General features: G+C 62.4%; 9 protein-coding genes and 2 pseudogenes. 6 read left to right on the forward strand and 5 right to left on the reverse strand.

The window, feature by feature from the left end; all coding sequences use genetic code 11:
• Positions 1 to 33 precede the first annotated feature (33 nt).
• Complete coding sequence (locus tag QP803_RS18755) at positions 34 to 945, reverse strand: LysR family transcriptional regulator (RefSeq protein WP_284945004.1); 912 nt, start codon at positions 943 to 945, stop codon at positions 34 to 36.
• 285 nt (positions 946 to 1230) lie between these two features.
• Here QP803_RS18755 and QP803_RS18760 point away from each other — a divergent pair, with 285 nt between their 5' ends.
• Positions 1231 to 1953 carry an SDR family oxidoreductase gene (locus QP803_RS18760; protein WP_284945005.1) on the forward strand — a complete coding sequence of 241 codons (723 nt, stop codon included), beginning with the start codon at positions 1231 to 1233 and terminating at the stop codon, positions 1951 to 1953.
• Between the two features lie 108 nt (positions 1954 to 2061).
• Here the strand turns inward: QP803_RS18760 and QP803_RS18765 are convergent, their stop codons facing one another.
• The 3 genes from QP803_RS18765 to QP803_RS18775 form a co-directional block, all read right to left on the reverse strand.
• Positions 2062 to 2478, reverse strand: coding sequence for an ester cyclase (locus QP803_RS18765; RefSeq protein WP_284945006.1), 417 nt, complete (start codon positions 2476 to 2478; stop codon positions 2062 to 2064).
• 270 nt (positions 2479 to 2748) lie between these two features.
• Positions 2749 to 3240 (reverse strand): DUF8737 domain-containing protein, encoded by a 492-nt coding sequence (locus QP803_RS18770; protein ID WP_284945007.1) that lies wholly within the window; start codon positions 3238 to 3240, stop codon positions 2749 to 2751.
• A 49-nt stretch (positions 3241 to 3289) separates the two neighbouring features.
• Positions 3290 to 4414, reverse strand: a complete 1125-nt coding sequence (locus tag QP803_RS18775; protein ID WP_284945008.1) for an NADH:flavin oxidoreductase — start codon at positions 4412 to 4414, stop codon at positions 3290 to 3292.
• Between the two features lie 122 nt (positions 4415 to 4536).
• Between QP803_RS18775 and QP803_RS18780 the strand changes: the two genes are divergently transcribed.
• Positions 4537 to 5466: a LysR family transcriptional regulator gene (locus QP803_RS18780; protein ID WP_284945009.1), complete on the forward strand. Its 930-nt coding sequence runs from the start codon at positions 4537 to 4539 to the stop codon at positions 5464 to 5466.
• Between the two features lie 28 nt (positions 5467 to 5494).
• Here the strand turns inward: QP803_RS18780 and QP803_RS18785 are convergent, their stop codons facing one another.
• Positions 5495 to 5824 carry a hypothetical protein gene (locus QP803_RS18785; protein WP_284948000.1) on the reverse strand — a complete coding sequence of 110 codons (330 nt, stop codon included), beginning with the start codon at positions 5822 to 5824 and terminating at the stop codon, positions 5495 to 5497.
• A 127-nt stretch (positions 5825 to 5951) separates the two neighbouring features.
• On the opposite strand from QP803_RS18785, the pseudogene QP803_RS24180 reads away from it, so the two are divergent.
• The 4 genes and pseudogenes from QP803_RS24180 to QP803_RS18800 form a co-directional block, all read left to right on the forward strand.
• A pseudogene (locus tag QP803_RS24180) lies at positions 5952 to 6167 on the forward strand (DDE-type integrase/transposase/recombinase); the annotation flags it as partial.
• A 124-nt stretch (positions 6168 to 6291) separates the two neighbouring features.
• Complete coding sequence (locus QP803_RS24055; protein ID WP_350356040.1) at positions 6292 to 6540, forward strand: helix-turn-helix domain-containing protein; 249 nt, start codon at positions 6292 to 6294, stop codon at positions 6538 to 6540.
• A 294-nt stretch (positions 6541 to 6834) separates the two neighbouring features.
• Positions 6835 to 13770, forward strand: coding sequence for an autotransporter outer membrane beta-barrel domain-containing protein (locus tag QP803_RS18795; protein ID WP_284945011.1), 6936 nt, complete (start codon positions 6835 to 6837; stop codon positions 13768 to 13770).
• A gap of 56 nt (positions 13771 to 13826) precedes the next feature.
• Positions 13827 to 14179, forward strand: a pseudogene (locus QP803_RS18800) (IS701 family transposase); the annotation flags it as partial.
• Between the last annotated feature and the right edge of the window lie 279 nt (positions 14180 to 14458).

Genomic DNA, 14458 nt, shown 5'->3' on the forward strand with positions numbered 1-14458 from the left:
GCGCCTCGACAAGCAGCGTTACGCTGGTCTCGATCAGACGCTACTGTTGGCGCGCGCTCGTGGCCCAACCGCGCGCAGCAGCTCGGCGACAAGCGTCACCGCCGGGTCCATGTCGGTCCGATGGTGCCGGACGAGGTGAAGCGAAACCGGCTCAAGGGCTATTGGTACGGGACGGGAGGTCAGCCGCGCTGAAGCGGAACTAACCATCACTCCGGTCGGAAACGCGCCCAGTAAATCCGTATCACACAATAGCTCCAGAGCGTGCAGAACTGTCGCGACACGTCGGTGACGCCCGATCCGAGCGAGCGCCGCGTCGACCGACCCCTGCCGGTCGCCGCGACCAGAAACAACAACATGGGAGAAGGCTAGCCAGCAGTCGAGGTCGAATGTCTTGACCGCTGCAGCCGGATGATCGTGTCGCATCAGCACGCTATAAGGATATGTGCCGAAATGCTCAGTCCGCAGCGCGTTGCCGGTGGTGGACGCGACGGTAATGGCGAGGTCTACCTCACCTCGTTGAAGTCGATCGACTTCATCACCAGCGTGCCAGGGATGAAAGATTAAGTCGATGCCCGGTGCTCGCTTCGCTAACTCAGCCGTCAATGCGGCGCCAAGCGCGGCGCCGGGAACGTCGGACGCGACGAGCCGGACTGCGCCGCGAAGATCGGCCAGCTCGGGTGGCCCGGCCGCAACGATGACCGCCAGTTCGGCTAGAGCGGCCCGCAGAGGTCCACGCATTGCATCAGCGCGCTGCGTTCGACGAAGCCCGCTCGGTTGAGCCCGTTCCAACAGTGGATCGCCGAACAGCGCCCGTGCCCGGGCAAGCGCGTTCGATGCAGCTGGCTGGGATAGGCCGAGCCGAAGTGCGGCCCGGCCTACATGCGCTTCGTCCAATAGCGCATCCACGATCACGAGGAGGTTGAGGTCGACCCTACGAAGCTTCATGCGATGAATAGCATATCATACCAAATATCATTTTGACCAATGTGGTTTGGCTTTGATAGTCGATGCTTTTACGGAGGCAGCGACTATGATCACCCTGTTGGTGCTTGCCAATCCCGATCTTGCTGTCTCACGTGCCAACCGTGCGCTTCTCGCTGGGCTGAAGGCCCTACCGGGATTGTTTCAGCACCGATGCTGATGCCGCGGTTGAAGTCAACGACTCAAACGAGGTCTTCGGCCTTGGCGGTCAGGCGGTAGAATCATGAACCGGCAGATTGGATATCTCGAATGAAGGAGGCTGAATTGGTTAAAGATCTCTTAAACATCGTGATCATTGGCGGATCATCTGGAATCGGCCTCGCTACTGCTCAAGCTGCACACCTAAGAGGCCTACGTCCGATCATTGTCGGACGGGACCGCGCGAAGCTTGCATATGCGATCGATATTATCGGTCCCAACGCGACGAGCGTTGTTGCGGACGCAATGGACCGGACGGCTTTAGAGCGGGTCTTTTCTGAAATCGGGACCATCAACCATCTGGTTATCGCAGCGTCGGGCGGGCGCGGGGCTGGGGCTTTCGCCAGCTTGGCGGAAAAAGATCTTAAGGCCGGATTCGAAGGAAAGTTTTGGGCGCATTGGAACGCCGCGCAAGCTGCACTGACTCATCTTGAGTCCGGTGGATCGATAACCCTGATCACGGGGGCGTCGTCTCGTGTCGCAGCTCCAGGGACATCAGGTCTGGCGGCAATCAACGGGGCACTGGAGCGGATGGTCCCGACTCTTGCACGCGAACTGGCCCCTGTCCGGGTCAACGCAGTGTCGCCTGGCGTTATCGATACTCCATGGTGGGCCGACAAGCCCATTGGCATGTTCGACGAAGCGAGCCGCCGCGCTCCGCTGAAACGGGCTGGTCGGTCTGATGAAGTAGCCGATGCTGTATTGTTTTTGATTGGCAACGCATTTGTGACAGGGGTCGTCCTAGACGTTGATGGCGGCCTCCACCTCACCTGAAGTCCTGTTAGATGCAGGACACCCCGCATCACGCGTTGGGGGCAGGCCATGCAACCACCCTACTGCTCCTGCGACGGTATGGCTGGGCTAGCGTTCCCGTCTACCACCCTACCATACCAAATCTCGGGTCTGAACTGGATCAGGCGGTGTCGAAGTTGCCCAGCGCTCTACGATCCTGCCGTCTTCCAGGCGGTATTGAACGAATGCGCGGAATGCAACCCTGATCGAAGTCTCGGCGTCCGTCCCCGACCACACACCTCGGACCACGACCATATCACCCTCGGCAACGACGCTGAGCAGATCGACATGAAAATCAGGAAAGCGTGCGAACATCGCTTCCATCCGCCTCATGCCGTCTTCGACGCTTCCACTGGAACCTTCAGGGCCATCATGATCCACATACCGGTCTATCGCGATAGTTCTCGAGATCGCATCGGGCTCCCTGCGGTTGATCGATCCCTCGAAGTGGTCGATCACCACCCGCTTGTTTGAGTCCGCGACGTTCGTTGTTTGGATGTCAGTCATTGCTACTCTTCTAAATGCAGCCTGCGGCATCATGCCGTGTCACAAGCCATCCGACTAGAATGCATGAGGATGCAGCGGGCCTCGGCGGGGCTCATCGTGACCAAATGTGCGGCCGTGCGACTGGAGAGCGCCGGCATCATGCATGCGCCCAGCGTCTTGGTCTGCCGCCAGCGTGTGATCCGGGTGTGATGTTATTGGACGGAGCGCCTGACAGACTCAGGTGATGGTATACCGAGGCTAACGAAGCCATCCGCTACAAACGCCGAAAGCTTATTTCTTCCATGACTTAGATTTGAGCAAAATAATGAAGATCATCAAGTGCGAGATAATGACTAAGGGAGCGTAAAACGTATAGACATACCAAAAGGTAGCTAGGTTGAAGCTCGGCACGTTCAACTGCAAGACTCCGCGTACTCCGTTTAGCAGGTCAACGAACCCCCATATGTTGGTCACCCACACCAGAGGAATGGCAAAACGCAAGCTGCTCCGAAGGGCAAAGATAGCAACGAGGGCCAGCGCCGCTTCTAAGAGATCGCCGTAAGCTGCACTGGAAAGGAACTCTCCGGGAAGTTTCGGATCGACCATACCCGTAACCAACAAGGTCATTCCCACATAGCGGGGCACATGCACCCAGAGCAGGAGCGTTAGAGCAGAATTACGAGGCAGCTTGGTTAGCGACGGCCACACATACCAAACTGCGACGATGGTGAAGACGACGCAACTCACTACAAGCTGCATCCAGAATATTGCGACGCTACTCATCTCTAACTACTCCTATTTATGTGCTTTACGAGCCTCAATCGAATTGCCTTTACATCGCCAGCTCAGCCTCCTTGATGTTGGCGATCGGTCCAAGAATCGTCGGATCGAAGTTGTTGAGGACGCTTCGGTCGAGCAGCCGCCTAGGTAAGTCAGGATTGGCCAGGGCCCCACGGGCGATGGTGATGATGTCGGCGCCGTCGTCCAGCGCAGCCACAGCCTGCTCGATATTGTGCAGGCCGCCATTGACAAAGATCGCTGCTTTGGGTGCATAGCGCTTGGCGAGGCGCATCAATGACGGACCTCCCGCGGCGAACGCCGGCTTCCACGCCTCAAATTCGGTCACATGGATGAAGTCCGCGCCGGCCTCCGCGAGGCCGCCGAATATGATTTCTGCGTCGCGCTCCTGATCCGCCCACTTATGATGATGGTCGTTCACCTTGCCTTGAGAAATACGGATGCCGACCGGCACCTTGGCCCCAACCTTCGCACGCACAGCTTTGAAGGTTTCCAGGATCAATCTTACACGGTTCTCTGTGGGGCCGCCCCATCGATCCCCTCTGGTGTTCGTGTAGTCGGTCAAAAACTGGTCGAGCAGGTAGCCGTTGGCACCATGAATCTCGATGGCGTCAAACCCGGCCACCTCAATCGCGCGCCCCGCCGCGCCAGCAATACCGTCGATGGCATCGGCGATCTGCGCCTCCGTCATCGTAGCCGGCAGGGCGTAGCGGCCCTTCCCGTGATAGAACGTCATCTGCTCACCCTTCGGCTGGACTGCAGACGGTCCAACCGTAGTGTCGCGAAAGCGATTGGCCTGGCTGATGGCGCCGGCATGCATCATCTGGGCGATGGCGAACGCGCCGTGGGCCTTGATGCCGTTGACGACCGGCTTCCAGGCATTGGCCTGTGTTTGGTCGGTCATGCCGGGCTGATGGGCGTAGCCCTGCGAGAACACCTGATCGGTGTAAATGCCTTCGGTGATGACGGTCCCGAAGCCGCCGCGCGCAAAGCGCTCATAGTAGCGAGTCATCGTTTCGGTTGCCCGGCCGTCCTCGGTCGCAGTGATGCGCGTCATCGGCGCAACAGAGAGGCGGTTCTTCACGGTATGGCCGTTTGTAACGATCGGCGCGAAAAGCGCGCGAGTGTCAATGTCCATCGTCCAGACCTCCAGAAGCATGACACCGAACCTTTCAGCTCAAAGCTAAGGATCAGGCGCTTGCTTAGCCTTGATTTAGCGCCTGCGTATGGGACGCAGAAGATGGGATGGACGATAAGCAATATATCGCTTAGCGTTAAAATATGGATCTCGCAGATGTGGCTCTGTTTCGCGCCATCACGTCCGTCGGCAGCCTGTCGGCTGCGGCGCGTCAAATGGACACGACACCGATGCTGGTCAGCCGGAGGCTAGCAGGCCTCGAAGCCGAGTTGGGCGCGCGCCTGTTCCACCGCACGACGCGGTCCCTATCACTCACTCCCGAGGGAGAGGCCTTTTTGCCTCACGCGGTGACCCTTTTGGACGCTCGCGATTCGGCGCTCGAGGCGGTCTCATCCGGCGGCTCGGGCCTTTCGGGCGTGTTGAAGATTACCGCACCGAACGTCATCGGCCACGCCGTCGTCGTGCCCGTAGTGGCCGAGTTAATTGCCCACAACCCCGCGCTACGCGTTGACCTGACCTTGAGCGACGGAGTCATCGACATTGCGACGGCGGGACTGGATGTGGCCGTCCGCGTGGCGGAGATGAAACCGTCGGACATGATCGCGACACGGGTGGCCGACAATCCGTTTATTCTCATCGCATCGCCGGGCTACGTCGCACGCTTCGGACAGCCCATCACGACAGACGACTTGGTGAGCCACCCCTGCATCAAGCTTCATGCCATGGACCATTGGCCATTCACGCGGGGCGGCGAGATGCACCGCGTTCGGATTAGTGGTCCCTTCTCGGCCAGCACCGTCGACGCGGTGCGAGCAGCCTGCATCGCCGGCGTCGGGATCGCCATGTTGACGTATTGGGACGTTCACGAGCAGGTCGCACGCGGAGAATTGCAGCGCATCGTCCTCGCTGACGCTAAACCGCTTGAAGTGGGAATATGGGCCGTTTTCCCAACCCGCTCGCACATGCCAGCCCGCGTGCGGGCCTTGATCGACGCGTTGCGAGATTGGCTGCTCGCTGACGCGGATGAGCGGCCTAGTCCGTCCACTTCCGGGGGGAACCGGCGGCCAGCGTGAATGTTGAGTGGTCGGTGCAGCGGGCTCGTTACATGACGCTGGAAACAATCGCGCCACTGAGCGATGATGCCATCGTCAGCATGCTAGCATTGGTCGGCTGAACAAGCAGCCAACGCTTCTCAATAACACCTTCCGACACCACGCCCCGGGACACGATCTTTGCTTGTCTCATGCTTAGACAAGCCGCAGCCATCGCCGCAGGTGACAGCGCGGCCTTGGTGGGACCCCCCACAGCAGAATGAACCGCTGGACCGCCGCCACTAACATTGATGGTTCTGTCGCAAGTTTGCGGATTGGTCGCCTGCGATATGATGGGATGACGATGTGTTCGGGACGAGACGATGGCGATCGACTTCAAGGGCAGTCACTTAGAACGGGATATCATCTTGTGGGGTGTGCGGTGGTATTTGGCTTATCCGATCAGCTACCGCCAGCTCGAGGAGATGATGAGCGATCGCGGGTATAATGCTGAGCACGACGCGGAAATCGTGACCAGACAGATCAAGTATCTCAATAATATTGTGGAGCAAGATCACCGGGCGATCAAACGGCTGACCCGGCCGATGCTGGGGTTCAAGTCATTTTGGTCAGCGGCCGTCACCATCGCCGGAATCGAGATGATGCACATGATCCGCAAAGGGCAGTTGCGCCCAACAGAAAAATTACGTCCTGCTCAGCAATTGTACTCACTGGCCGGCTAGATTAATCCACTTCCTCCATGAAAACGCAGTCACTCTGGAAATTTTCGACAGAACCGCAGCGAAGACATATATCGCCCGCGACTGCGTCAATTTCGTAACGAATCCGCACTCTGTCGTACTACATTTGAAGTGTTCCCGAACGGTGCTGTACCGGGCATTTGCCAAGCAAGGCGAGAGCGTATCGGCATTCATCTGGCAGGCGCGTCTCGCGCATGCAAGGCAGATGCTCAACGCGGGCTGCTACCGTCATCTCCCGATCAACGAAATTGTAGTCCGAAGCGGTTTTGCTGATCATTCAACCTTCGACCGAATGTTCAAGCGCGCCTTTGGCATGAAGCCTGGAGAGATGCGCCTCCACTATCGCGCGCGATAGTCACGGCGAAGCTCGCATCGTCGAGCGTGGCATCGGCGCCAAACCGCCGGGACCGGCAGTCAATTAAATCCGGGATGAGGCGGGACGGTCATCCTAACTGCCCTCGAGGTATTACGATATAGAATCGTCAGCTCTGTGCGCGCGTCCGTAGCCGATTGGCAACGCAACCGCGGCACCGAGGGTTTCGACCTTCATAACCTGCCGGCCCGATGCTGCACCTTTTCGTTAAGATTTCAGGATCAAGATGGCACAGCATTATGCCTCGTTTAATTAGACGTCCGTTAGGAAACAAAAATGAGCCGGAAGCTTCTTGCCTGTGTTGTCTTTTGGGCTGTCCCGGCTTGGGCCGACGCCGGAACCTGTTCCAATCAGGGGAATGTGCGGGTCTGCGTCGGCGACTTCAGCAACACAGGTGGCGTGGCACTCGACTTTACGAGTATCGGCAACAACGGCAGCAGCGGCAGCTTTGGCTTTATCCCGAGTAGCGGAGCGGCAGGGGATAACAGCGGCAGTCCGAGCGAGGCGTTTTCGGGCTCTGCCTCATCCGGTTCAATCGCCGTGCGTCTTTTGAGCCGGGGCGGCATGGGCGGCAACGGTGGTAACGGGCTTGGTGGCGGTGGGGCCGAGGGCGGACGCGGCGGGGAGACCGGTACCGTGTCTCTGACATTGACCGGCGCGCGAATCACCGCCAGCGGCAATCAGGCGATCGGCACGCTCGCGCAATCTACCGGGGGTGCCGGGGGAAACGGGGGCAGTGGCAGTGTGGGCGCCGGCGGTGGGATCGGTGGGCTCGGCGCGGCTGGCCGCGCCGTCTCTGTCTCGACGAACAACGCTGCGGTCAATGTCAGCGGAACCAATGCTGTCGGGCTGGCGGCGATCTCCGATGGCGGCAATGGCGGCAAGGGTGGGGCGGGGAACCTCTCCACCGGTGGCGGTCATGGTGGCGATGGCGGCAATGGCGGCAACGTTGCGGTCAGCCTGATCAACGATACCCAGATCAGAGTGAACGGCGTCGGTGCCCTCGGCATCCTGGCCCAAAGCAATGGCGGTCTGGGCGGCGCCGGAGGCAATGGCAATGTGGGTGGCGGCGGTGGTGGCGGCGGCACCGGAGGCAGCGGCGGCAATGTCGCGGTTGACCTGGCCAGCACGGTCATCACGACTGAGAACCAGTCGATTGGGCTTCTGGCCCAGTCCATCGGCGGATTCGGCGGCAATGGTGGCAATGCATCCGGCATTGCCGTCACTGGCGGTGTTGGTCAGTCGTCCGGAAACGGTGGTCCCATCAATGTCAACTTTCATGGCATCGTTTCCACGACCGGCGATGGGTCGGTCGGAATCGAAGCACAGTCGATCGGCGGTGGCGGCGGCGCCGGCGGCTCCTCTTCAGGAATCGCGACGGTCGGCGGATCCGGTGCGGGCGGCGGCAATGCCAGCACGATTTCCCTCGGGTTTGGCAATATCAACAGCTACGACATCACGCAGATCTTCACGCGCGGTGCCTACGCCCCTGCCTTGCTGGCGCAATCGGTTGGCGGCGGTGGCGGCAGCGGTGGCGGTGGCGCGGGTATTGTCAATGTCGGCGGCAATGCCGGCGGTGGCGGCAACGGCGGCAATATCGCCTTCCAGACCCGGGGACCCGGTTCGCTGTTTAATACCACAGGCGCGGAATCGGATGGGCTTCAGTTGCAGTCGATCGGCGGAGGTGGCGGCACGGGTGGTTCGTCCGTGTCTGTCGGCCCGGTCTTTTCGCTGGCGGTCGGCGGCAGCGGCGGCGGCGGCGGCAACGGTGGCAATATTTTTGTCAACAACTCCGGCGCGTTAATCCCAATCGACGTCGCGACCAAGGGCAACGGGTCAACGGGCGTGTCTTTGGAATCAACCGGCGGTGGCGGCGGCGCGGGGGGGTGGGCGGCGAGCGCCGCGGTGGGAAATATCGCGGTGTCAACCGCCGTCGGCGGCAGCGGCGGCAATGGCGGGAACGCTGGCTCCATCCTCATGACCGGAGCGGGCGATATCTCCACCGCCGGGGACGATGCCGCAGGGCTTCTGGCCCAATCGGCGGGCGGCGGCGGCGGACAGAGCGGGCTTACCCTGAGCCTCGCCTTGTCGACGAACGCTTCCGCGGCCGTAGCGGTCGGCGGCTCGGGCGGCGGCGGCGGCAACGGCGGTAATGCTGCCGTCGGCTGGGTCGCGAACAGCAGCAACATTGCGACTGAGGGCAATTTCTCGCCCGGTATGGAGGTGGAGTCAGAAGGTGGCGGCGGCGGCGATGCGGGCCTGACCATCGCAGGCGCCGGGTCCATCGGGGGCGCGCTTGCTTTGGGCATCGGCGGCAGCGGCGGCAATGGTGGCACCTCCGGCACTGCCATCGCGAACGCCCAAGGGACCGTGACGACGAAGGGCGATGATTCTGCCGGTATTCTGGCGGAATCGATCGCCGGTGGCGGCGGCAATGGTGGCGTCAGCATTGTGGCCGCCCTGGGAGGCCAAGCGGCACTCAGTGCCGCGGTGGGCGGCAGTGGCGGCGGCGGTCAAGCCGCCGGATCCGCCAGTGCTTCCTTCGACGGCGCGCTTTCCACGGCAGGGCGGGACTCTCCGGGCGTCAGTGCCGCGTCCGTCGGTGGTGGTGGCGGCGCTGGCGGGTTCGCGGGGACAGTGTCTCTCGGTCGCGGTGCCGCGACACTCGGCGTGGCGGTCGGCGGTTCCGGCGGCAGCGGCGGCACCGGCGGTTCGGCCGTTGCCACCTCCAGCGGCACGATCAAGACCTTGGGGGCATCCTCGGCCGGGATCAGCGCGACCTCCATTGGCGGTGGCGGCGGCACGGGCGGATTCGCGCTCGGCCTCAGCGGTGGCGGCACGCTCAGCGGCAACGCCGCGATCGGCGGCTCAGGCGCCGGCGGGGCGGCTGGGGGAGGAGCGAGCGTGAATGCGACGGGGGCGATCACCTCCGAGGGGGCCCTATCCGATGCCATCGATGCCATCAGCGTCGGCGGCGGCGGCGGCTCCGGCGGCTTCGCCCTCTCAGGGAACTTGGCCATGGGCCAGGGAGGCTTCGGCGTGGCCGTCGGCGGCAGCGGTGCGCAGGGTGGCAACGGCGGTCAATCCACCGTCACCAACGCAGCCACGATCAAGACCAGCGGCGCCGTTGCCAATGGCATCCTTGCCTCGAGCATCGGCGGCGGTGGCGGCTCCGGCGGTTTCGCGATCGCTGGCAACATCATCGCGGGCAGTTCACCCAAAGGCATCACCATCGGCATCGGCGGCGGCGGCGGAACCGGGGGCGATGCCGGCGTGGTCACTGTTCGAAACACGGGCGCGGTGACGGTGGCTGGCCCGGAATCTTCGGGCATCCTCGCCACTAGCGAAGGCGGAGGCGGGGGCAATGCCGGCTTCTCCGGCACGGTTTCGCTCGGCGCAAGCTCGTCACTCACGACGAGCGTCACGGTCGGGCGCTCGGGCGGCAGCGGCGGCAATGGCAATGCCGTCACCGTCTTCAACAGCGGCGCCATCACCTTGCCAAAATCGACCGCCTCGACGCCGGCAGGAGGTGGGTTCGGCCTGCTCGCCTTGAGTGTCGGCGGCGGCGGCGGCGATGGCGGGAGCGCCGGCTCGCTTCAGATCAGCGGCAAATCCTCCTGGAGCGCCAATGTGACCGTGGGTGGTGCTGGCGGCGGTGGAGGCACAGGCGCCCCGGTCCAGGTCAGCCAATCTGGGGCCATCCAGACCTTTGGCGAAGAGGCCAGCGATATCGTGGCGCAGAGCGTGGGCGGCGGCGGCGGCGATGGCGGCCTCGCTTTCGCGCAGAGCTACTCGGGCGGCTACCTTGCCGCGAACCTTACCGTCGCGGTCGGCGGCAAGGGCGGCAAAGGGGGTGACGCCAGCACCGTGTTCGTCACCAACGCGGGCGCCCTGAGCACGGCGGGCAATAGCGCCAACGGCATCTTGGCGGAAAGCGTGGGCGGTGGCGGCGGCAATGGCGGCCTGGCATCTTCCACCTCGGGCCTCGTCTCGACGCAGAGCGGGGGTAGCGCATCCTTCGCGGTCGGCGGGAGTGGGGGCGTTGCCGGCCAAGGTTCCACCGTCACCGTCGCCAACTATGCGCCAATCGTGACCGGCGGTGGCAGCGCTGACGGCATCCTGGCGCAAAGTGTCGGCGGCGGCGGCGGCAATGGTGGCGATGCCAGGGGCGTCGCCCAAATCCTCGCCCTCTTGGCGCCGGGGAATCCGGAAGCGGGGAAGACTTTCGCTGTTTCAGTGTCTATCGGCGGAGAAGGCGGCGCCTCCGGCAATGGCGGCCTAGTTTCGGTCTCAAACGATGCCGCGATCACAGTGTCCGGCGCCAATTCCCGCGGCATTGACGCACAAAGTGTCGGCGGCGGCGGCGGCAACGGTGGAGATCTGTCAGCCAACGGGTCAGAATTGCTCTCGTTTCTGTCGTTCGCGAACTTCGTGACAGGCAAAGGCTCTGTCTATCCGGTCTCGATCAATGTCGGCGGCAGCGGCGGCTCTTCCGGTTCCGGTGGATCCGTGGGTGTCAGGAACACAGCCTCGATTACAGCATCCGGCACGGAAGATATCGCGATCGAGGCGCAATCGGTGGGTGGTGGCGGCGGCGATGGCGGGTTCGGGCTTCCCGGCCGGGTCAATGTCGGCGGTCAGGGCGGCAGCAGTGGCAATGGCGGTGCCGTCACCGTGGACAATAGCGGCACCCTGGTCACGACCGGTGATTCCGCGATCGGAATTATGGCGGAGAGCATCGGTGGCGGCGGCGGCAATGGCGGCGACACGAGTTCGCCGATCTCTGCCCCCACATCGGCTGTTGGGTTTTCGATCGGCGGGTTTGGCGGCTCGAGTGGCTCGGGTGGCTCGGTAGGCGTCGTCAATACCGGAGACATCACGACAAACCGCGGCTACGCGCCGGCGATCTTTGCCCAGAGCGTGGGCGGCGGCGGCGGTACGGGCGGGAACGGTGTGGCGGTATTATCACCCAAGATCACGCTGCCAGGGCTTGGCAGTAATGGCGGCAATGGTGGCAGCGTCACTGTAAGCAATAGTGCCGCGATTGCGACCGCGGGAACGGCATCCTACGGCATTATGGCGGAGAGCGTGGGCGGCGGCGGCGGCGTTGCCGGGGCCTATTCCGTCGGTCTCGAAGAAAAGGACGTGCCGCTCGTCACCATCCCTGATCTGTCCTTTACCTTCGGCAGTGTTGGCACTTCCGCGGGCGGCAGCGGCGGCAATGTTTCCGTCAACAACAGCGGCACGATCACTGTGACCGGCTCTGGCACCGTTGGCATCCTGGCGCAAAGCGTCGGCGGTAGTGGCGGCTTGTTCGGCCTGTCCGATGGGGCAGGTTTTCTGGGCAGCCTGGGCTTTGGGTCCGGGACTGGCGGCAACGTCACGCTGACGCAGTCTGGCGTTGTCCAGGCTCTTGGCACCTATGATGTGGGCGTGCTGCTGCAGAGCATGGGGCCGGGTGGCAATGGCAATATCGACGCCACGATCAACGGACAGATTCTCACCGATGCTCCGACCAGCACGGCCATGGTGGTGAGCGGCGGCAATAACAACACAATCACAATCGGCACGACCGGCGTGATTTCCGGACAGAAGGCGCTGTTCACAGGATCGGGCAACGACACGATCGACAACTCCGGCACGATCACTGGACTCATCAATCTAGGCGCCGGCACGAACAGGCTGAACAATCAGGCCGGGGGTGTTCTCAATACCGCCGCGACGGTTGATCTTGGGGCGGGGACACTGATCAATGGTGGCACAATCCTGCCCGGTGGCGGTACCGCCCTTCAGACCACGACCATTTCCGGGACCCTCGACAATACGAGCACTGGCACGCTGAGAATAAGCCTGGGCGATGCGGGCGCTGTGCCCGGCCCGGTGCAGTCATCCCAAATCATCGTCAATGGCCAAACCGCGCTGAGCGGGAAGCTCGTCGTCGCGGCAATTCCCGGCGGGGCGTTGTTGGTCCCTGGCACCGATACGATCACACTGCTCACAGCCGCGAACCCGCTTGTGGATAAATCCACCGGATCGAGCGCTGATGCGATCATTACCTTTCTCAACAAGCAGACTATCGGCAATAGCGTGCAAGCTCAGGTTCAGGTCAACTATGCGGTGCATGGGGTGAGATCCAACGCCGCCGCCGATTCAGTGGCCAATGCCATCACGGCGATCGCCGAGGAGGAAACATCGGTGCTGCCCATCGACGCGGCGCTGGTGGATATGGAGCAGGCGTCCACGGAAGCAGCGCTTGAGGCGGATTACGAGAGCTTCAGTCCGCAAGCCTATGCCGCCAGCCGTGTCGCCATGACCTACGCCGCGCTCGGTTACAATGATCTGTTGTTCGATGGCGGCGCGGGCGCACGTTTCCGCACGCAATCCGATGACGGCCATGTCTTCTGGCTGGATACGTCCGGCGGTCTCTATCATTCGACCGCCGCCGCGACGAATTTCTCCCAGAGCGGCGCCGGACCCAGCCTGGGTGGTGTTGCAACTCTGGCTGACGGGTGGAAAGTCGGGTTCGGCGCCGGTCTGCACTATCTGACGAATTCTCTGAACGGGTATGCAAGCGGCCAGGGTTGGCTGGGTGATGCTGGCGTTACGGCCGGCCATAGCCTGGGCCCGATCGACGCCGCTGTCGCGCTGAGCGCCAGTGCCGAAGGACTGCAGATGAATCGCAGCGTTGCCGAGGGGGCAGGCGCGACGGCGACCGGCTCGCAGACTATTGCCTTTGCAACCGCCACCGGTCGCCTGTCGCACGGCTTCCCCGTCGCAGGATGGGAGATCCGGCCGCTTGTGGAAGCGAGCGTGATCGGAATGGATTCGCCGTCCTTCACGGAAAGCGGCGCTGGTGCGCTTAATCTGTCCGTTGATGGAACGACGACGGCGGCTTTGCGCGGCACTGCCGCCGTCGCGCTGAGCGGCATGGTGCCGATCTTTGGCATACCCGTGCAATCCAGCCTCCAGATCGGCGCCAGCGGCTGGCTTGCGGGTGGCGGCGCGACGGTGACGGCCGCCTTCCAGGACGTTCCTGCCGAGACGCCTTCGGTTATCGGTTATGCACCCGATAACGGGGTGATGGGCGACGTCGGTCTGAAGTTGAGCGTGGCGACACGGGGCGGCGTTGATCTCAGGCTATCCTATGCCGGTCAGTTCAACGCGCAGACGCGCATTCAGGATTTTGGCCTGGAGGCGGCAACGAAGTTTTAGTCCGGCTTAGGGCCATCGCCCGGCACATTGGTCCGGGCGCCCGCCCCCCGCAGCTTAGCAAGACGGGCTGGATGCGAGCCGAGGCGGCGGGCGACGTAGGGCCCTGGCGACAGCAAGCGATATTAGGTCGCGGTCGATGGGATGCCGATGCCTTGCGCGACATCGTCCGGGAGCATGTGATTGAGCATCTAGCCGATGATAATGCGGTCCTTGTGATCGATGAGACGGGTTTCCTCAAACAGGCAAGGCCTCATGCGGCGTGGGGCGACAATATCCACGGTCTGCGGGCAAGATTACGAACTGCCAGATCGGTGTGTTTGCCTCCTATGTATCCGGCAAGGGGCACGCCTTCATTGACCGTGCGCTCTATCTTCCAAAGGCCTGGACATCCGATCCCTCTCGGCTGGCAGTCAACTTAGGCTTTCCAGATAAAGTTAAGTGGTGCGGCCACTGCTTCAGCCCAACCCGTTATTAGGCAAAGGAACACTCATGTGTAGATCACTGCAGATTTCGCGGTTCTTCGCTTCCTCCCGCTTCGGACGCGGCTTTAGCGGGAGCGAAACCTTTAAAAGATGCCGGCCGTTCGGTGTGGCAGGTTGGTGACTTCATTGTGGGATTCTCCGCGTCGCATGGAGCCCCGCTTGAGAGCCGGCGATTTAGCGGTGAGGTCAGGGTGCCTTTGACAAGA

It is taken from the genome of Acidisoma sp. PAMC 29798 (genome assembly GCF_030252425.1).
In the GTDB taxonomy this organism is placed as follows: domain Bacteria; phylum Pseudomonadota; class Alphaproteobacteria; order Acetobacterales; family Acetobacteraceae; genus Acidisoma; species Acidisoma cladoniae.

Excerpts from the sequence above, each read along its gene's own strand:
- QP803_RS18755 (WP_284945004.1), bottom strand. The coding sequence starts at position 945 with ATGAAGCTTCGTAGGGTCGACCTCAACCTCCTCGTGATCGTGGATGCG.
- QP803_RS18760 (WP_284945005.1), top strand. The coding sequence starts at position 1,231 with ATGAAGGAGGCTGAATTGGTTAAAGATCTCTTAAACATCGTGATCATT.
- QP803_RS18765 (WP_284945006.1), bottom strand. The coding sequence starts at position 2,478 with ATGACTGACATCCAAACAACGAACGTCGCGGACTCAAACAAGCGGGTG.
- QP803_RS18770 (WP_284945007.1), bottom strand. The coding sequence starts at position 3,240 with ATGAGTAGCGTCGCAATATTCTGGATGCAGCTTGTAGTGAGTTGCGTC.
- QP803_RS18775 (WP_284945008.1), bottom strand. The coding sequence starts at position 4,414 with ATGCTTCTGGAGGTCTGGACGATGGACATTGACACTCGCGCGCTTTTC.
- QP803_RS18780 (WP_284945009.1), top strand. The coding sequence starts at position 4,537 with ATGGATCTCGCAGATGTGGCTCTGTTTCGCGCCATCACGTCCGTCGGC.
- QP803_RS18795 (WP_284945011.1), top strand. The coding sequence starts at position 6,835 with ATGAGCCGGAAGCTTCTTGCCTGTGTTGTCTTTTGGGCTGTCCCGGCT.